General features: G+C 41.1%; 16 protein-coding genes and 8 tRNA genes. 9 read left to right on the top strand and 15 right to left on the bottom strand.

The genetic code is table 11. From position 1 onward, the window contains the following. Positions 1 to 118 precede the first annotated feature (118 nt). The 3 genes from purM to I6F47_RS16305 are packed head-to-tail and all read left to right on the top strand — an operon-like array spanning position 119 to position 2,569. Positions 119 to 1,171 carry a phosphoribosylformylglycinamidine cyclo-ligase gene (gene purM / locus I6F47_RS16315; RefSeq protein ID WP_002959993.1) on the top strand — a complete coding sequence of 351 codons (1,053 nt, stop codon included), beginning with the start codon at positions 119 to 121 and terminating at the stop codon, positions 1,169 to 1,171. Further along, positions 1,171 to 1,818, top strand: coding sequence for a phosphoribosylglycinamide formyltransferase (gene purN / locus I6F47_RS16310; protein WP_007586949.1), 648 nt, complete (start codon positions 1,171 to 1,173; stop codon positions 1,816 to 1,818). The genes purM and purN overlap by 1 nt, the downstream gene beginning before the upstream one ends. A 16-nt stretch (positions 1,819 to 1,834) precedes the next feature. Continuing rightward, complete coding sequence (locus I6F47_RS16305) at positions 1,835 to 2,569, top strand: DUF3108 domain-containing protein (RefSeq protein WP_007586948.1); 735 nt, start codon at positions 1,835 to 1,837, stop codon at positions 2,567 to 2,569. 38 nt (positions 2,570 to 2,607) lie between these two features. Here I6F47_RS16305 and I6F47_RS16300 read toward each other — a convergent pair whose 3' ends face one another. Then, entirely contained in the window at positions 2,608 to 3,372 is a 765-nt protein-coding gene (locus I6F47_RS16300; protein WP_197184198.1) for a class II glutamine amidotransferase, read from the bottom strand. A gap of 324 nt (positions 3,373 to 3,696) precedes the next feature. Between I6F47_RS16300 and fadE the strand changes: the two genes are divergently transcribed. Beyond that, on the top strand, positions 3,697 to 6,153 hold the full coding sequence (gene fadE, locus I6F47_RS16295) for an acyl-CoA dehydrogenase FadE (RefSeq protein ID WP_197184197.1): 2,457 nt from the start codon (positions 3,697 to 3,699) through the stop codon (positions 6,151 to 6,153). 699 nt (positions 6,154 to 6,852) lie between these two features. Here fadE and I6F47_RS16290 read toward each other — a convergent pair. The 10 genes from I6F47_RS16290 to dnaQ form a co-directional block, all read right to left on the bottom strand. Continuing rightward, positions 6,853 to 6,929 (bottom strand) — tRNA-Asp (locus I6F47_RS16290). A 54-nt stretch (positions 6,930 to 6,983) separates the two neighbouring features. Beyond that, positions 6,984 to 7,060, bottom strand: a tRNA-Asp gene (locus I6F47_RS16285). Positions 7,061 to 7,097: 37 nt separating this feature from the next. Beyond that, a tRNA-Asp gene (locus I6F47_RS16280) sits at positions 7,098 to 7,174 on the bottom strand. A gap of 38 nt (positions 7,175 to 7,212) precedes the next feature. Next, positions 7,213 to 7,289, bottom strand: a tRNA-Asp gene (locus I6F47_RS16275). A gap of 38 nt (positions 7,290 to 7,327) precedes the next feature. Then, positions 7,328 to 7,404: transfer RNA gene (locus tag I6F47_RS16270), tRNA-Asp, on the bottom strand. Between the two features lie 31 nt (positions 7,405 to 7,435). Next, positions 7,436 to 7,512 (bottom strand) — tRNA-Asp (locus I6F47_RS16265). A 41-nt stretch (positions 7,513 to 7,553) separates the two neighbouring features. Beyond that, positions 7,554 to 7,630: transfer RNA gene (locus I6F47_RS16260), tRNA-Asp, on the bottom strand. Positions 7,631 to 7,657: 27 nt separating this feature from the next. Beyond that, a tRNA-Asp gene (locus I6F47_RS16255) sits at positions 7,658 to 7,734 on the bottom strand. A gap of 97 nt (positions 7,735 to 7,831) precedes the next feature. Then, positions 7,832 to 9,202, bottom strand: a complete 1,371-nt coding sequence (locus I6F47_RS16250) for a TIGR03503 family protein (RefSeq protein ID WP_197184196.1) — start codon at positions 9,200 to 9,202, stop codon at positions 7,832 to 7,834. A gap of 9 nt (positions 9,203 to 9,211) precedes the next feature. Beyond that, positions 9,212 to 9,925, bottom strand: a complete 714-nt coding sequence (gene dnaQ / locus I6F47_RS16245; RefSeq protein ID WP_007586004.1) for a DNA polymerase III subunit epsilon — start codon at positions 9,923 to 9,925, stop codon at positions 9,212 to 9,214. A gap of 68 nt (positions 9,926 to 9,993) precedes the next feature. Here dnaQ and rnhA point away from each other — a divergent pair, with 68 nt between their 5' ends. Continuing rightward, positions 9,994 to 10,458 carry a ribonuclease HI gene (rnhA, locus tag I6F47_RS16240; protein WP_007378210.1) on the top strand — a complete coding sequence of 155 codons (465 nt, stop codon included), beginning with the start codon at positions 9,994 to 9,996 and terminating at the stop codon, positions 10,456 to 10,458. Between the two features lie 154 nt (positions 10,459 to 10,612). Here the strand turns inward: rnhA and I6F47_RS16235 are convergent, their stop codons facing one another. Then, positions 10,613 to 11,398 (bottom strand): class I SAM-dependent methyltransferase, encoded by a 786-nt coding sequence (locus I6F47_RS16235; protein ID WP_024590790.1) that lies wholly within the window; start codon positions 11,396 to 11,398, stop codon positions 10,613 to 10,615. 53 nt (positions 11,399 to 11,451) lie between these two features. Here I6F47_RS16235 and gloB point away from each other — a divergent pair, with 53 nt between their 5' ends. Both gloB and I6F47_RS16225 read left to right on the top strand, forming a co-directional pair. Beyond that, positions 11,452 to 12,225, top strand: a complete 774-nt coding sequence (gene gloB, locus I6F47_RS16230) for a hydroxyacylglutathione hydrolase (RefSeq protein ID WP_101217181.1) — start codon at positions 11,452 to 11,454, stop codon at positions 12,223 to 12,225. Positions 12,226 to 12,380: 155 nt separating this feature from the next. Next, positions 12,381 to 13,961, top strand: a complete 1,581-nt coding sequence (locus tag I6F47_RS16225; RefSeq protein WP_007586008.1) for a LysM peptidoglycan-binding domain-containing protein — start codon at positions 12,381 to 12,383, stop codon at positions 13,959 to 13,961. Positions 13,962 to 14,037: 76 nt separating this feature from the next. Here the strand turns inward: I6F47_RS16225 and I6F47_RS16220 are convergent, their stop codons facing one another. From I6F47_RS16220 to I6F47_RS16210, 3 genes are read right to left on the bottom strand one after another with little or no spacing between them, the layout of a single operon-like run. Next, positions 14,038 to 14,487: a flavodoxin gene (locus I6F47_RS16220; RefSeq protein WP_121954066.1), complete on the bottom strand. Its 450-nt coding sequence runs from the start codon at positions 14,485 to 14,487 to the stop codon at positions 14,038 to 14,040. Further along, on the bottom strand, positions 14,487 to 15,251 hold the full coding sequence (gene truC / locus I6F47_RS16215; protein ID WP_121954065.1) for a tRNA pseudouridine(65) synthase TruC: 765 nt from the start codon (positions 15,249 to 15,251) through the stop codon (positions 14,487 to 14,489). Before truC ends, I6F47_RS16220 begins: the two co-directional genes overlap by 1 nt. Beyond that, the gene (locus I6F47_RS16210) at positions 15,244 to 15,564 is read right to left on the bottom strand and encodes a YqcC family protein (RefSeq protein WP_010553682.1); all 321 of its coding nucleotides are present in this window, start codon (positions 15,562 to 15,564) and stop codon (positions 15,244 to 15,246) included. Before I6F47_RS16210 ends, truC begins: the two co-directional genes overlap by 8 nt. 104 nt (positions 15,565 to 15,668) lie before the next feature. On the opposite strand from I6F47_RS16210, the gene I6F47_RS16205 reads away from it, so the two are divergent. Together I6F47_RS16205 and I6F47_RS16200 are read left to right on the top strand one after the other, a co-directional pair. Further along, a complete protein-coding gene (locus I6F47_RS16205; protein ID WP_197184195.1) occupies positions 15,669 to 16,697 on the top strand; it encodes a DUF3549 family protein in 1,029 nt (342 codons plus the stop codon). Further along, the gene (locus I6F47_RS16200; protein WP_002963032.1) at positions 16,698 to 16,997 is read left to right on the top strand and encodes a DUF3301 domain-containing protein; all 300 of its coding nucleotides are present in this window, start codon (positions 16,698 to 16,700) and stop codon (positions 16,995 to 16,997) included. It begins immediately after the preceding gene. Positions 16,998 to 17,715 lie beyond the last annotated feature (718 nt).

The raw sequence follows: 17,715 nt of genomic DNA, 5'->3' as shown, positions 1-17,715 counted from the left end.
CGGACAAGTGTCCTTGTTAATTATTTCAAAATTACATTTGAGCTAGCCGCGACCTTGCAATTGTTGTAAAATACGCGCGTTTCTAAGCAACCCAAAACAACTATTTTGAGGAAAACCTGTGAGCGAACAAAAACAGTCTCTAAGCTATAAAGACGCGGGCGTAGATATCGACGCTGGTAATGCACTTGTTGAGCGTATTAAAGGCGTAGTTAAAAAAACTCGTCGTCCTGAAGTAATGGGCGGAATTGGTGGTTTTGGCGCACTTTGCGAAATTCCTGAAGGCTACAAGCAACCAGTATTAGTTGCAGGTACAGATGGCGTTGGTACTAAACTACGTTTAGCAATCGACTTAAAAAAACACGATACGGTTGGTATTGATTTAGTTGCAATGTGTGTAAACGACTTAATTGTTCAAGGTGCTGAACCCCTGTTTTTTCTAGATTACTATGCAACTGGTAAACTAGATGTAGACACAGCAGCTGACGTAGTTACAGGTATTGGCAAAGGTTGTGAAATTTCAGGTTGTGCCCTAATTGGTGGCGAAACAGCTGAGATGCCAGGTATGTATGATGGTGAAGACTACGACATGGCAGGCTTTTGTACAGGCGTTGTAGAAAAATCTAAAATTATTGATGGCACAAAAGTAGCTGCAGGCGATCAGCTTATTGCACTTGCATCAAGTGGTCCTCATTCAAATGGCTTCTCTTTAATTCGTAAAGTACTTGAAGTGTCAAAAGCTGATACCAGCGCTGACTTTGAAGGTAAAACTTTAGGCGAAACTTTACTTGAGCCTACTCGTATTTACGTAAAACCTTTACTTGAGTTATTCAAAAACGTTGACGTACATGCGCTTTCGCATATTACTGGCGGCGGTTTTTGGGAAAACATTCCACGCGTATTACCCGCTTCAGCAAAAGCTGTAGTTAAAGGTGATAGCTGGCAGTGGCCACCTATTTTTAACTGGTTACAAGAAAACGGTAATATTACTACACACGAAATGTACCGTACATTTAACTGTGGTGTAGGTATGGTTTTAGTAGTTCCTGCAGACAAACTTGAGCAAAGCTTAACAATGCTAAAAGACTTGGGCGAAAATGCATGGCACCTTGGTGAAATTCAAGATGCAGCAGCTGGCGAAGAGCAAGTTGAAATTGTAGGTGGTGCTAAGTAATGGCACCGACTCGTCTGGTAGTTTTAATCTCAGGTAGTGGCTCTAATTTACAAGCCATCATAGATGCCTGCGAACGTGGCGAGATAAACGGACATATAGCGGCTGTTATTAGTAACAAAGCAGACGCTTATGGCCTAGAGCGTGCAAAAAAAGCAGGTATTGCTACAAAAGTGCTCAGTCATAAAGATTTTGACTCGCGCGAAGCGTACGATGCGCAATTAATGAACGTTATCGACTCTTTTATGCCAAATCTAGTTGTATTAGCTGGGTTTATGCGTATTCTTACTCCTGGCTTAGTGCAAAAATATGTTGGAAAAATGTTGAACATTCATCCATCTTTGTTGCCTAAGTATCAGGGGCTGAATACCCACCAAAGAGCAATTGATGCAAAAGACGATGTTCATGGCGTAAGTGTTCACTTTGTTACTGAAGAATTAGACGGCGGTCCCGTTATTCTTCAGGCGCAAATACCTGTACTCAAGGATGATACAGCAGAAACATTAGCAAAACGCGTGCATGAGCAAGAGCATATAATTTATCCTTTGGTGGTCAAGTGGTTCAGTGAACACAGACTTACTATGGAAGCAGATTATGCAGTTCTTGACAAAAAACAACTTCCTGCACACGGCGCGCACTACTCACAATAAAAAAATAAGTGCCCTGTTGTTATGTGCGGGCGCTTTACTTCCAACTAGCCTAATTGCAGGCGAATTGACCCAATATCAAGCTAACTACGATATTTTACGCAAAGGTAAAAATCATGGTGAAGCTGTTCGTGAGCTCAAAAAAATGGGCGACGATACTTATGAACTAACATACCACAGCAATATTGAGTGGATGATTTTCTCTGATTCTCGTGAAGAAACATCAAAGTTTACCTTTAAAGATGGCAAGGTTACCCCGCATCATTACAATATGATCCGCACCGGTACAGGCCCAGATAAAGATTATAAAATTGATTTTGATACAACAAACAAAGTAGTGACTAGCAGCGCTAGCGAATACCCACTTAAATGCGAATGGACTGATGAATTTCAGGATGCTATTTCATACCAAGTGCAAGTGCGCGAAGGATTGAAAAAAGGCGAAACGAGCTTTTCATTCCCGCTTATAGACAAAAAAGGTAACCGCCGCGACTACAACTTTGAAGTTGTTGAAAAAGAGATGATCTCCCTACCTATCGGTAATGTAGAAGCCATTAAAGTAAAACGTTTATACGATAACGATAAACGCCAAGCAATTGCATGGTTTGCGCCAGAAATGGATTACATGCTGGTACGTATGTGGAAAGGCGAAAAAGGTATGGAGCAGTTTGAAGTTCAAATGAATTCATTTACTGTTACTGCACCTACAGCTGTTGCGCCTGCAACAGCACAACAACCTCAAGAAGCTAACTAAATTTAATTAAACTAAAGTTAATATTTAAAATAGGTGGGCTAAATTAGCTCACCCATCTTAAACAATGCAAATTCTCCCGGCTCCATTTTTTGCCAACGCTCATCGTTAGTTAATGGCCTTGTTGTTATTACCGTCACTACATCGTTTGGTGTGGTCTCTTGTTGAAAATCAACCACCATGTCGGCATCAATCAACGTTGCTTTACCAAATGGCGCACGGCGCGTTATGTAATGTAAGTTATTAGTGCAATACGCTAAAACAAACACCCCGTCGGTCAATAACATATTAAACACCCCTTTTTCACGCAACGTATGCGACAACTTAGCAGCGTATCTAAAAACCGACGCCATATTACTTGGACGCTTTGGGTATTTTTCGCGAATTTTATCAAGTAACCAACAAAAAGCGAGTTCACTGTCGGTGTTACCCACTGGGCGATAGTACTGCGGTTTTAAATCATGATAATTAGATAACTGCCCGTTATGAGCGTAAGTGATTTCACGCCCCCATAACTCTCGCGTAAAAGGATGAGTATTTTCAAGACATACTCGCCCGCGGTTACCTTGGCGAATATGGCTAATAACCGAGACACTTTTAATTGGGTATGCTTTAACGAGCTTTGCAATTTCAGATTGATAACTCGGCTGCGGATCTTTAAAGGTTCTACAACCTTTACCTTCGTAAAACGTAATGCCCCACCCGTCTTTATGTGGTCCCGTGTTCCCGCCACGCTCTAAAAGGCCTGAAAAACTAAAAAAAATATCGGTAGGCACATTGGCTGACATGCCAAGTAATTCACACATTAATAAAATAACCCTTAAAAACCATACATTAAAATAAATAGCGTTATATTTGTGTATTAAGCGTACACTAATTTGCAGCCCGCTATAACGGCTATACTTACTTAAAAAGTGTCATTTTGCTATTAGATTTATTTATTTTTACGTTAACACTACTTACGGTTAATGCTTTGACTATACGATAGTTATTGTGCGTTCCTCTGTCGGGTAATTAAATATCGTATTTAAGTTACTTTCTACTACAATTTAACATCGTTATGTACTTGAAAATTACTGTTACTAGCGCTACTCTAAGTGAGGTGGTCTGACCTCTATTAAGGAATAAAAATGACACTCATATTTACACTGGTTCTAATCGCGTTGCTTAGCACTGCGGTTTACCACAGAGCAAGTTGGAACACAGCACTTGGTGTTTCGGCTATAACTTTATTAATTGGTACCTTTGCGGGTGCTTTTGGTTTAATTAGCTGGTTGATCTTTTTGATCATCGCGGTTCCTCTTTCTGTTACTGGCCTTCGTCAGCAATATATCATCAAGCCAATTTTTGCTACGTTTAAAAAAGTAACGCCAAGCATGTCTGATACTGAAAAATCAGCTATTGATGCCGGTACGACGTGGTGGGAAGCTGACTTATTTTGCGGTAACCCAGATTGGAAAAAACTTCACCAATATCCAGTTCCTAAACTTACTATTGAAGAGCAAGCCTTTGTTGATGGCCCTGTTGAAGTAGTATGTAGCATGTTGGACGATTGGGAAGCAACGCACGAGTTAACCGACCTTCCTCAAGATGTATGGCAATATCTAAAAGATAATAAATTCTTTGCCATGATCATCAAAAAAGAATACGGCGGTTTAGAGTTTTCTGCATTTGCACAGTCTTGTGTACTTCAAAAACTAACAAGTAAATCAACATTACTTTCGTCAATTGTTGGTGTACCGAACTCTTTAGGCCCAGGTGAATTATTACAACACTATGGTACAAAAGAGCAAAAAGATCATTACTTACCGCGCCTAGCGAGCGGTCAAGAAATTCCATGTTTTGCGTTAACTTCGCCAGAAGCGGGTTCTGATGCAAGCTCAATTCCAGACTACGGTGTGGTATGTAAAGGGCAATGGAATGGTGAAGAGGTTGTGGGTGTTAGTTTAACGTGGAATAAGCGTTACATAACACTTGCCCCAGTGGCTACAGTGCTTGGACTTGCGTTTAAGTTACAAGATCCAGACGGCCTAATTGGCGACAATAAAGAGCCAGGCATCACCTGTGCACTTATTCCAACGGATACGCCTGGAGTTGAAATTGGTCGCCGACATTTCCCGCTAAACGTTCCATTTCAAAATGGTCCTACTCGCGGTAAAGACATTTTCGTACCACTTGATTATATTATTGGTGGTCCAGATATGGCTGGTCAAGGCTGGCGCATGTTGGTTGAATGTTTATCGGTTGGTCGTGCAATCACATTGCCGTCAAACTCTGCCGGTGGCATTAAAATGATTGCCATTGCGACAGGTGCTTATAGCCGCATTCGTCGTCAGTTCCGTTTACCTATAGGTAAAATGGAAGGTGTTGAAGAGTCACTAGCTAAATTAGCTGGTTACGCTTACAGCTCTGATGCTGCGGTTAGTATGTCTACGGGTGCTGTTGATTTAGGCGAAAAGCCATCTGTTGTTTCTGCCATTATTAAATACCACCTGACAGAGCAAATGCGTGATGCAACTATTCATGCAATGGATGTACTTGGCGGTAAGGGCATCATGCTTGGGCCAAATAACTATTTAGGTCGTGGCTATCAAGGTGCACCTATTGCCATTACCGTTGAAGGTGCAAACATCTTGACCCGTAATATGATTATTTATGGTCAAGGTGCAATTCGCTGTCATCCATTTGTACTTACCGAACTAGGTGCGTGCGAAATTGAAGACCGCGAAGAAGCGCTTAACGTATTTGATAAAGCGCTAATGGGTCACATTGGTTTTACTATGTCGAACCTTGTACGTACTAAGTGGCTTGCTCTTACCGGCGCTCGTTTTACAAGTGTGCCGTACAACGACGAAACTGCTGAATTTTACCGTATAGCGTCACGCTTTAGTGCATCACTTGCACTTATGTCTGACATTAGCATGGCAGTATTTGGTGGTTCACTAAAACGTAAAGAACGTATTTCAGCACGTTTAGGTGACTTACTTAGTTACTTATACTTAGTGTCTGCAACGCTTAAGCGTTACAACGACGAAGGCCGTAAAAAAGAAGATTTTGCTCTAGTAAAATGGAGTTGCCAAGATCACCTTTACCATTGCCAACGTGCACTTGCTGATTTAATTAATAACATGCCTTCGGCTCCACTACGTGCCGTGTTAAAAGTATTGTTATTCCCGTTTGGTCGCCCGGTTCGTAAACCAACTGACCAACTTGAGCATAAACTTGCGCAACTACTACAAGTACCTAGCGAAACGCGTAACCGTTTAGCAAGCTATGTATACTTAACAAATGAGCCGCTCAACCTTGTAGGTCGTCAAGAGCAAACGCTTAAAGACGTACTTGCTGTTGAGCCATTATTTGACCGTGTATGCAAAGAAAAAGGCCTTAAACTGCCATTCTTCCAGCTTGATAAAGTAGCGCAAATGGGGCTTGAAGCAGGCATATTAAGCCAAGCAGAGGCTGATAAACTAGCTGCTGTTGAGCAATCTCGTTTAGATGTTATTAACGTTGATGACTTTGACCCTGCTGACTTACTTGCAGGCAAAGCCGCGCGTAATAGCGTTAAAAAAGAAGCTGATGCTGCTTAACTAAGCTAAGCATTTACAGACCAAAAGCCAGCATATAACGTGCTGGCTTTTTTGTGCACAATAAAAAGTTTTAACAACGTGATGGAGTAGTTTAATTCGTTAGATTGTTTAAATAATTATACAGCTTGGTATAGCAGGCAGCTCTGACATCTAACCAACCCTAAAAGCTCTGTATTGATTAAATACCCTTAATTCATCTCTATACTCCTGTAAAAACTTAAACTCTCTCAAGAGCTCTACAAGTACAACACTATAAAGTTAATGACTATACCAATTAGCAATAATACTTAGAGCCTGCCTAGCAGTGTTAAAAGTCTCTGATATACGACTGCATGGATGCAGGAGATAGAGCAATGCAGGATCATTTGCCGAAAACAACTAAATAACGAATTATTCCTTATTATCGACATGCTTTTCTTACATCAAAATAGATTACTTAATTAAGCGAATTGGGGTTAAACCTGGCGTTAAGTTAACTGCGGTAAAAGTTTCAAAGTTACGAAAGAAGGGATACAGCGCAATGCACAAGCACTTAACCAGAGCATCGGCAGATTGATATAGGTATTGATACGGATAATAAGGAATATTATCAGGTTCGTGCAAGGAATGTGTTTGATAGCTGATAGCTGATAGCCAAAAAAGTTTTACTGAATTATTTAATCAAGGATTTTATAAACTTGTTATTGAGGAAATAACAAGTGGCGGAGTGGACGGGACTCGAACCCGCGACCCCCGGCGTGACAGGCCGGTATTCTAACCAACTGAACTACCACTCCGCAGTGGTATGTGCATGGGGTAATGCACTTACTAATTTTAATCATGATATCAAATGGCGGAGTGGACGGGACTCGAACCCGCGACCCCCGGCGTGACAGGCCGGTATTCTAACCAACTGAACTACCACTCCGCAGAGATATCATTATACTTGTTATTACTTAATTTGTTGGCGGAGTGGACGGGACTCGAACCCGCGACCCCCGGCGTGACAGGCCGGTATTCTAACCAACTGAACTACCACTCCAGCATACAAATTTTGTAATATAACATTGTTTAAATAGTTGGCGGAGTGGACGGGACTCGAACCCGCGACCCCCGGCGTGACAGGCCGGTATTCTAACCAACTGAACTACCACTCCAGCATACAAATTTTGTAATATAACATTGTTTAAATAGTTGGCGGAGTGGACGGGACTCGAACCCGCGACCCCCGGCGTGACAGGCCGGTATTCTAACCAACTGAACTACCACTCCAGCGCATATTTAAACTGTTATTTTTTCTTATTGGCGGAGTGGACGGGACTCGAACCCGCGACCCCCGGCGTGACAGGCCGGTATTCTAACCAACTGAACTACCACTCCATAATAAGAATATGTTTTACAACCATACGTTGTGTAAGTGTTGGCGGAGTGGACGGGACTCGAACCCGCGACCCCCGGCGTGACAGGCCGGTATTCTAACCAACTGAACTACCACTCCAGCTTTTACTTACAAGTTTTACGAAAATGGCGGAGTGGACGGGACTCGAACCCGCGACCCCCGGCGTGACAGGCCGGTATTCTAACCAACTGAACTACCACTCCATATTTCCGTTGCTGTTTAGGTCTCCCTGACAGCGGCGTGAATAATACGAACCAACCCCTATTTCGTCAAGGGCTTTTTTGTTTTTTTATAGGTTTTTTAGTCATCTGTCATCGAAAGGTTTAAAATTTCACCTGATCTGTCATTTTTTGAGCCATTTTTACCGACTTGATTTTTTCCTGTGTCGGCAACATCACCTTCACTTGTTTTCTTTTTCTTTAAAAAAGGCAGCTTCACTTTAAATTTAATCGGTTTTTTCTGAACAAATATACGAATTAACAACCAACCGAGTAATAAAATGAGCGTATTGCAGCCTACAATTAAACTAATAATTGTAGATGTGGCCATTTTTTCTTCAACAGGCTCACTCTCAATCATTTTATCTGGCGTAATAATCGTTGCCGGATCAATTTCGGGCACCGCTTCTATGGGTCGTTCTATCTCAAATTTATACGTTGGTAGCGTTGCCATAAATTCACGACCATTAATATTAGTGCCAAAAACAGACAGTTCAACACTATATCTACCCCAATCATAATTTTTAACACTAAGTTGTCGTGAGTCTTTAGCAGCAGCATCTATGGTAAACATTTGCTCTTCGTTATTGGGATAGTAGATTTTTCCCTGGATGATGACTGTTTCTGGCTTAACAATACTTGGGTCTATATTTATAGTTAACAGATGCTCGTCTGTGTCTTCCTCTGCTAACGCGACTTCGGTTACAAAAGGTGGCTCGTGCACTTCTATTGTATTTTGCACAATGCGACGCTGCAGCAGAGGTGTTGCCACGTAAAGCTCTGGTGTCCATTCACCCGCAGGGAAATCTAAAGTAAACTCGCCGGTAAATACACCATCTTTAGGGCGCTCATCAAATCCACGTCCATCGTCTTTAAATTCAGCTACTTCTTGAATGCCTGCGCCAAAGTTAGCAAAGTTTTCATTGTTGGTACTTACAAAGTCAACATTAAGGCTAACAACATCTCTAAATAGGTTTGTATTAATTGGCTCACCGTCATTTAGTATTTTTCCGGTGATTTTTATTGTCTCCCCCCTAAACAACATTGAAGGAAGAGGCTCTGCTTCAAGAGATATCTCGCCTAATACAACTATTCTGCTGTCGGGTAAAATACTGCCTATTACTTGCCAAGGACCTGCCATAGGTTTTTTTATGGTTACTAAATCGTAGCTGAGTTCGTCAAACCAATCTAAGTTAGGGTTTTTAACTGAGTCAGTAGCAAAGTACTTACTGCCATCGGGCCTCACTAAAATAACAGCAGGTGCACCTGATTTTCTAAAAAAAAGCAGTGTTATTTCATCTATTTTGCTATCTATGCGAAAACGATTATCAAGTAAAGGGATCTCATTTTGATGCCCATCGCGCTTGAGCACTTCTACTTGTTTTACGCCATATGCATTGCCAGTAAATAAACTAGCTGCACATAACGCTGTTACAAAATACATCGTTTTCATTAAATCGCCTTATTCAGCGCGCCATATACATTGGCCGCCTTCTTTGTTTACAAGATCTAATCGTGCTTCGTGTGCGCTTTGCTCAGCGTCGCTTGCCCGCAGAACAACTAATGGGGCTCTATCACTATTTAAACGCTTTATACCGCCCTTCTGTTGCTCGCTGCCGTCATCTTTATTTTGATTCAAATTTAGCTTTGTTTGACCGCCCGTCATGGCAAGGTACACATCGGCTAAAATCTCAGAATCCAGTAGCGCGCCGTGAAGCGTTCGTTTACCGTTATCTACATCGTAACGACGACATAATGCATCAAGGTTGTTCTTTTGACCTGGATGCAAGTCACGCGCCATTTTAAGCGTGTCGAGAACTTGACAAAAAGTATCTGTTTTAGGATAACCCTGATTAAGCAGCGCAAATTCGTTATCCATATGACCAACATCGAACGGTGCGTTATGAATAACTAACTCTGCCCCTTCAATATAGTCGAAAAACTCTTGGGCAATTTGATGAAATAACGGTTTATCACGTAAAAATTCGTTAGTGATACCGTGAACGTCGATTGCTTCTTCTTCACTTGGGCGTTGTGGGTTTATATAAACGTGAAAGTTATTGCCTGTTAAACGGCGATTTACTAACTCTACACACCCAATTTCTATAATACGATGCCCTTGTTTAGGGTCTATGCCGGTGGTTTCTGTATCTAAAACTATTTGTCTACGTGCCATATCGAATTTTGCCTGATTCTGGTATCTTTCTATAATCACTTTATTGTACATAAGATCAAGGTAAAACAGTGCAAAAAACCGTAGAGATTTACACCGATGGCTCATGTTTAGGTAATCCAGGCCCCGGCGGTTATGGTATTTTTATGATTTATAACGGCCACGAAAAAGAAATGAGCCAAGGTTATAAACTCACAACGAATAACCGAATGGAAATGCTCGCGGCTATTGTAGCCCTAGAATCACTCACTCGAGAATGCGAAGTAAATCTAACAACCGATAGCCAATATGTTAAGCAAGGTATTGAATCGTGGATCACTAACTGGAAAAAACGTGGCTGGTTAACATCAGCTAAAAAGCCGGTTAAAAACGTCGATTTATGGAAACGCCTAGATAAAGCCTGTAGCGAGCACAATGTAACCTGGAAATGGGTTAAAGGGCATAGCGGCCATAAGTACAACGAAATAGTTGACGATTTGGCGCGCGATGCAGCTGGCAGCAAAGATTTACTAGAAGATGTAGGCTACCAGCCTTAATTAGCTGTTGTTACACCAACTTTATTAAAAACATGTTCATTCTATCGCATTAAATAACTCACTAACTGCGTTAAAAATTATTCATATAGAACAACTATATGTCACAATTTTCGCCTTGTTAATGTGCTATTTTCTTTGCGCTATAGTAGATCACTTATTTAATGCAATTGGTATTATTTTCTTGGTCGCACGTTTTGTAATGCTGCTTTGACGTTTGTCTAAGCCCTGCCCCTTTTACTGGCGCAAACTGCGGCCTTGCATGCCACTTAGGTTTTATTGGCGTAAGTGGCGCAACTCTTTTTCGTGCCACCAGCATATAAACACTGCCCATCGGTTTTAAATACTGTTTTGCAAAAGTCCGCCAAAACTCAAACCTTGATAGCCTATTACCTCTTGCCAGTGATGAATAAATAAAACGTTCGTCACTTACAATTTCAAAACCAAGTAAGTTTAGCCAATCTTTAACCCGTGCGGGTGTAAAAAAGCGCCCCGTCCATGGTAATTTCTGACCACTAAAAGGCAGCATTTGTGCAAGTCCGCACAAACTAAACGGGTTAAATCCCGTAATTACTATATAGCCGCCCGGAATAAGTGTGCGATGTGCTTCTCGTAAAATGTGATGTGGGTCTGAATGATACTCTAAGCAGTGACTTAGTATGCATGCATCAATACTGTGCTCGTAAAATGGCAGTTCATCTATGTCAGCAACTACCCCAGTGTAAGGCCCAGGCTCTGCAACACACACCTGGTGTTTAATCGTACTTATACTTGTATTTAATTCGCCACTTAAATTACCTAGCTTAAGCATATGATAGCCAAACATACGCGGCAGCCATTGCTCCATTTTGCGTTCAATATCTTTGCGCAAATAATCCCCATGAGGAAACTGTTGCCACGACAGTGGTTTGGGTCCTTCTTGAAAACTAAGGGCTGGTTTCATTTTTTGAGCTCGTTATACTATGCGGTAAGTGTCACTTTATAGAGCAATTTACCATGGTGCAAGTCAAAGCAATTAAAGCCTTTTCTGATAATTACATTTGGTGTTTAACTACCGATAACAGTAACCAAGCATGGGTAGTCGATCCAGGCCAAGCACAGAGCGTATTAGCGTATCTAGCTGAGCACAAACTAACGCTTGGTGGTATTTTAATTACGCATCATCACTACGACCACACTGATGGCGTAGCTGCATTAGTTGACGCCTATCCAGATATATCGGTTTATGGCCCCGCAAATAGTCCATTTAAAGGCGTCACTCACGCACTCACTGATGGTCAAAGCATCAGTGTGCTTAATATTAACTTTAATATTTTGGCAACTCCTGGGCACACGCTTGATCATATTTGCTATACAAATGATGAACTTGCTTTTACAGGCGATACATTGTTTAGCGGTGGATGTGGGCGCTTATTTGAAGGCACGCCAAAGCAAATGTGGGAATCGTTTAATAAACTAAGAGAGCTGCCTGCAAGCTGCAGTGTGTATTGCACGCACGAATACACGCAAGCTAATCTTGCCTTTGCCAAAGCGGTTGAACCACGTAACCCAGAACTCCTTGCGTACAGTAAAAAAGTAGATGAATTACGCAGTAATAACCAAATCTCCCTACCCACTTCTATTGGACAGGAGCTAAAAATAAATCCATTTATGCGTAGCGATTTGCCAACCATTACAGAGTTAGTGCCAGAAAAATTCATCTCGGTTACAAAAAACAATGAACCTTGGGGAAACTTTGCTAGTCTGAGACAGTTCAAAGACAATTTTTAATGCACAAACTAATACTTTAATATTTATTTTATTAGAATCATTAACTTAAGATATAGTGATGATTCTATTTCTGCGTTTTAAAAAGTCATTAAGTGGCAATGTTAACTCATAACAGGTAGTATTCGCCGAGTTTTTTACCCGATGTATTGGTATTTATGAATAAATCTCCCCTATTAGTAGCCTTGGCGTTAGCGCTAAGTGGTTGTCAAACTGTGACAACTCTAGACTCAGACTCTCAAGTCGCCACGCAAGCAAACCAACAACTCGAAGGCGCAAGTCCTAACGACATTAACAATGCATTGATGGTAAACGCACAATATCAGCAAGTTGACCCTGATGAGCAAGAAGCTCCCGTGTTTGATGATGTATGGGAGCGAATTCGCTACCAACTTTCTATCGAAATACCGCAAAACCGCCCTGTTGTTACTGAACGTAATTATTACGCTCGCCACCAAGCCTATTTAGATCGTATTTCTAAACGTGCAGAACCTTACTTACACTTTATCGTTGAAGAAGTAGAAAAGCGCGAAATGCCAATCGAAATTGCACTACTGCCTATTGTAGAAAGTGCATTTGACCCGTTTGGTTATTCTAATCGCAGCGCATCTGGCATTTGGCAGTTTATGCCTGCAACCGGTGAGCGATTCGATTTAAAGCAAAACTGGTGGTACGACGGTCGTCGCGACATAGTGCAATCGACTCGCGCAGCACTTGACTACTTATCGTATTTACATAAAACACTTGAAGGCGATTGGCTAAATGCGATTGCTGCTTACAACTCGGGTGAAGGGCGCTTGATGCGCGCTATTAAAAAGAATCGTAAAAAGCATTTACCTACCGATTTTTGGTCTCTTGATTTACCTAGCGAAACAACAGCCTACGTACCAAAGTTATTAGCACTTGCCGATTTATTAAAACGCTCAGATGATTTTAACGTTACATGGCAACCAGTAATTAATGCACAAGTGGTTGAAGTGGTTGATGTTGGATCGCAAATAGATTTAGCGCTTGCTGCTGATATGGCTGATATGACGCTTACTGAGTTATACAGATTAAACCCTGGTTTTAACCGCTGGGCAACTGATCCTAATGGCCCTCATTCTTTATTATTGCCTGTTGATAAAGCAGAGGAATTTAGCCAAAAACTAGCAAACACTGATGTTAAAAACAGATTACGCTGGCAGCGTTATATTGTGGCTCGAGGCGACAGCTTATCGGTAATTGCCAAAAAGTTTACAACAAGCTCAAGTGCAATCCGATCGCTTAATAAACTCAAATCAAATACGATTAAAGTAGGCCAAGAGTTATTAGTCCCGCTTACTGATGGCGCTATAAATAGCGAGCATTTACCAAAGCAGATGCGTTTAGCTGCTAATAAAGCAACTCGCACAAAGCTTTCGCACACAGTTAAAAGTGGCGACACGTTATGGGATATTAGCCGCGAATATGACGTAACTATGGATGAGCTGGCTAAATGGAATAAGCTAAAGAAAAACTCTGTACTGCGCCTAAATCAAAAATTAACTGTGTATAAGTCAGCTAATAAACCACAAGCAACGGCAAGTACCAACCGTACTATTACATACAAAGTACGCCGTGGTGACTCACTTGCACGTATTGCGTCTAAGTTTAATCTAAGCGTTAACGAAATTATTAAGTGGAATAATTTAGCCGGTCAAAAATACTTACAACCTGGCCAAAAGCTAAAACTTAAAGTAGATGTCAGAAGTAGTTAATTTATAAAACTATATTAAAAGTAAAAAAGTAAAAAGGAGCGCATGCGCTCCTTTTTTAATACTTTAACGTTAAGGATTAAGCAGGTAGTTTTTCTAGCCATACTTTTAACCAAGGCTCGGCTACCGGCCATGGTTCAAAATCTTCACATGCATCTATTTCTAGGCGGTTGCCCACAGGCTTTGCTTGTAAATCGCGAAGTAGCTCGTCAAAGCTTCGCCCTGCGCCACAAAATGTATCGCCGTAACATCTGTCACCCATTGCAATTACACCAAACGGTTTATCGGTAAGCATTGGGAAAGTGCTATTCATTGCAAAGTACAACCCTGCCAAATTACTCGGTACATCACCTTGCCCTGTTGTGGAGGTAACAATTAAAATATGCGATGCATTTTTTATATCATCAAGTGATGCTTCAGTAATTACTGTAGCAGTATGACCCGCTTGCTCAATTGTGGTTGCAACTTCATCGCTTAAACGCTCTGCACCGCCATTAACGCTGCCTACAAAAATACTAATATGTGCCATTAATAATCCTTTTCTTGCTCTGGCCAACCTAGCTGCTTACATATTTCAAGCATGTCTTCACCTAGTGGCGCTTTAATTGTTATTGATTCATTACTATAAGGGTGCACAAAACTAAGCTCTGTTGCAAATAACATTAAGCGTCTTAGCTCAAAATGATCTCTAAAAAATTGATTATGCTGATTATCACCGTGATTTACATCACCAATAATAGGCAGTGATAAGTGCTTTAAGTGTCTGCGAATTTGATGCTTGCGCCCTGTTTTTGGAAAACACTCAACTAACGAGTAACGCACTGTTGGGTACTTACCAATAGGAATTGGCAGTGCAACTTGGTGCAAGCAATTAAACTGGGTTTGCGCTTCTTGCGGTGCTTTGTCTTGATCTGCAAACTTATCGGCTATTTTATCAAGTTCTTCTTTAAGCGGTTTATCTAAAAATACTGACTCTGGCGCAAAGCCGCGCACTAAGGCTAAATAGCGTTTAGCAATAGTACCTTCAATAAATAGCTGGTTCATATCGCGAGCTGCTTCAGAGCTCAGTGCAAACAGCAATACGCCCGACGTAGGTCTATCGAGCCTATGTACTGGAAATACATGCTGCCCTAGTTGGTCGCGCAGCATTTGCATGGCAAACTGGGTTTCGTGTTTATCTAAAAACGAGCGATGCACTAATAAACCTGAAGGCTTATTTATAGCCACATAGTTTTCATCTTGATACAAAATAGTCAGCTCGCCATATTCTATAGGCGCCGGACGCTCACTCATTTGGTTCTCCTAAAAAGGTATCAAGGGCTGTTAGTAATTCAATTATTTCATCGCTCCCTGCTTTACTCACAAGTGTCATTTGCGCCATAGGAGCAATAGCAAAGTTACGAGGCAGTGGTTGTTTATGTGTTATTAATTGCTGTATTTTATTAATAAATACAAATTGTAACCACTGCTCAAACGCCATTGTATCGTGACAAAAAGGAGTATTTGAAAGTAGTGCATCAGCGTCTATTGGCTCACTTTGCCAAAGCGCGTGTTTTTGTAAAAGTGCCGTTAGCTGCACTAAATAAGTTTGGGTTTGCTGGTACATAACCACCCTCTTTTATATATGTAATGCAATTATACCCTGTTCCCTCATAGGCGGCTATGACGTATAATTAATGTAATTTTGCAGTAAAAACAGTTGAGAAAACAATGAGTGATCAAATAGCTACATTAGGTCAGCTTTTAGATGGTGCGGGTACTCAGTGGCGTGCTTTTGATATTGGCAGGCACATTACTAAGCTTGATAAAAAACAATTTTTAGCTATTGAACAAGCTCAAGTGCCTTACCCTTATCCTCTTGCTGGTCATGCTTGGCTCGCTATCCAATTTTGGGATACTAAAGCCAGTAAAGAACCGTATGTATGGTTTTTAAAGTTTCCACTTGATGAGCAAAGTATGCTTGTCAGTGCTAGTCGCGATCACTTTGCTGATATGGTTATTCAAGCGCTAGGCACTGAAATTACAGGTGAGCAAGCCGATGGAAAACTTGATAATAACCCTTATGTTTTTACACCAAACGCAAATAAATTAGCGGCATTTAACGCCCAAGTAAAAGTACTATTAAAACAGCCTGCGTCACAGTATTACGAGCATGCACAGTTATACTTTAGCGGTAAAATTGGTTTTGATAATTGGCAAAGTGTTGCACTGCAGGGTATTGCCGATTTTGCACTACGCTTAGACAGCGATACAAACTTAAGTAATCTGCAAAAAGCATGGGCGCATTTACCTATTGAAGTACTGCAACCACTCAGTGCCATGCTTGAACACGTTGAAATACCAACATCAATGAGTGAGTTACTTGTTGATTACACGCAGGCCGCAATTAGTAATAACGATACAGTAGCTATAACAGCAGCACTAAGATCTGCATCGAAAGGTCAAGCTCAAGGGTTATGCGCTCAATTAGTTGATACTGTACTAAGCTCGCCGGTAAGGCACGACTCTGACGTGTTACTAACAATAGCTGGGCGGTGTTTTAAGCAATTAGAGAACCCTGAACGCTTACATGTATTTATGGATAATTGCGCACATCATCAAAAAATTGAAGAATTGTTTCCAAGTATTTTTGCTGACTTAGTTGCAATACCGACTATTCGCCCGCATTTATTAGGCTTATTACGTAAAGAAAATCGTAGCGAAACCCTCGCGCGTGCAATTGGAAGGTTATTCTCTTAAATGGCAAGTTTATGGACGTTCATACTTATTGGTAGTGTAATTTACTTATTTTGGCTTAACCGAAAGGTTGCTGAAGCGGCGAACGTTCATGCTAAACGTCAAAGTGAGCAATTGCAGGTGCAGTTGATGAGTGTTGCATGCACAAAACGCCGCTTTGGTTTTTTAAAGAACGGCAAGCCAGGCATCAAAAGTGAATTTATATTTGAATTTTCAAGCGATGGTGAAAATGCTTATCAAGGTGTGTTAATTATGGAAAATGAGTTTTTGAAAAGTGTGGTTGTTCCACCGCATAAAATATAAAACTGAATATACTTTAAGAGTATTTGTCTTAAGTTGATAAACTTAATTCAACACAAAAAACTAAGGCGTAACTAAAGTTACGCCCCAATTGGACTGCATCCTGCTAGATATCCATTATCTTAAATCCGTATTATCATCCCCTGAACGAGTAAACAACCTTGTTTACCCTCACATTGCATCCTGCAATATCCATAGCCACCTTGGCAAACCCACGAAATCTATCGTTTGGCTACATACTGTAGCATCATCCCTGGTAATCCTTTTAAGTAGCTCCTGCCACTTTTTGCATCCTGCAATATCCATAGCCATCTTGGCAAACCCACGAAATCTATCGTTTAGCTACATCCCGTAGCATCATCCCTGGTAATCCTTTAAAGTAGCTCCTGCCACTTTTGCATCCTGCAATGTCCACTTGCCATCTTGGCCGTCCTGCGTAAACTAACGCTCCTGCTACTTCCTGTAGCGTCATCCGTGATTATCCTAAAGTAACTCCTAGCTACTAAGTGCTTCATGCACTTCCTTATTCTTCCTTGTATCCGTTTTAGCTTGTCCTTTATGCTTCCTGCTAGCGTCCGCTATGTTGCCTATTCCGTATCCTTGGCAGTAACTCAATCATTGAGCTATGTCGTCTTGACAAAGAGAAGTTTAAAGCAATCAGGGGGGAGAAATAGGACTTAACACTAAACAAATAAACGTCACAAAAATGAAAAATAAAAAT

The organism is Pseudoalteromonas sp. NZS37 (assembly GCF_015864265.1).
GTDB lineage: Bacteria > Pseudomonadota > Gammaproteobacteria > Enterobacterales > Alteromonadaceae > Pseudoalteromonas > Pseudoalteromonas arctica.
This window is presented reverse-complemented; position numbering and strand designations above follow the sequence as displayed.

Excerpts from the sequence above, each read along its gene's own strand:
- I6F47_RS16300 (WP_197184198.1), bottom strand. The coding sequence starts at position 3,372 with ATGTGTGAATTACTTGGCATGTCAGCCAATGTGCCTACCGATATTTTT.
- I6F47_RS16205 (WP_197184195.1), top strand. The coding sequence starts at position 15,669 with ATGAGTGATCAAATAGCTACATTAGGTCAGCTTTTAGATGGTGCGGGT.
- I6F47_RS16235 (WP_024590790.1), bottom strand. The coding sequence starts at position 11,398 with ATGAAACCAGCCCTTAGTTTTCAAGAAGGACCCAAACCACTGTCGTGG.
- fadE (WP_197184197.1), top strand. The coding sequence starts at position 3,697 with ATGACACTCATATTTACACTGGTTCTAATCGCGTTGCTTAGCACTGCG.
- I6F47_RS16220 (WP_121954066.1), bottom strand. The coding sequence starts at position 14,487 with ATGGCACATATTAGTATTTTTGTAGGCAGCGTTAATGGCGGTGCAGAG.
- I6F47_RS16225 (WP_007586008.1), top strand. The coding sequence starts at position 12,381 with ATGAATAAATCTCCCCTATTAGTAGCCTTGGCGTTAGCGCTAAGTGGT.
- gloB (WP_101217181.1), top strand. The coding sequence starts at position 11,452 with ATGGTGCAAGTCAAAGCAATTAAAGCCTTTTCTGATAATTACATTTGG.
- purN (WP_007586949.1), top strand. The coding sequence starts at position 1,171 with ATGGCACCGACTCGTCTGGTAGTTTTAATCTCAGGTAGTGGCTCTAAT.
- I6F47_RS16250 (WP_197184196.1), bottom strand. The coding sequence starts at position 9,202 with ATGAAAACGATGTATTTTGTAACAGCGTTATGTGCAGCTAGTTTATTT.
- I6F47_RS16210 (WP_010553682.1), bottom strand. The coding sequence starts at position 15,564 with ATGTACCAGCAAACCCAAACTTATTTAGTGCAGCTAACGGCACTTTTA.
- dnaQ (WP_007586004.1), bottom strand. The coding sequence starts at position 9,925 with ATGGCACGTAGACAAATAGTTTTAGATACAGAAACCACCGGCATAGAC.
- truC (WP_121954065.1), bottom strand. The coding sequence starts at position 15,251 with ATGAGTGAGCGTCCGGCGCCTATAGAATATGGCGAGCTGACTATTTTG.
- I6F47_RS16200 (WP_002963032.1), top strand. The coding sequence starts at position 16,698 with ATGGCAAGTTTATGGACGTTCATACTTATTGGTAGTGTAATTTACTTA.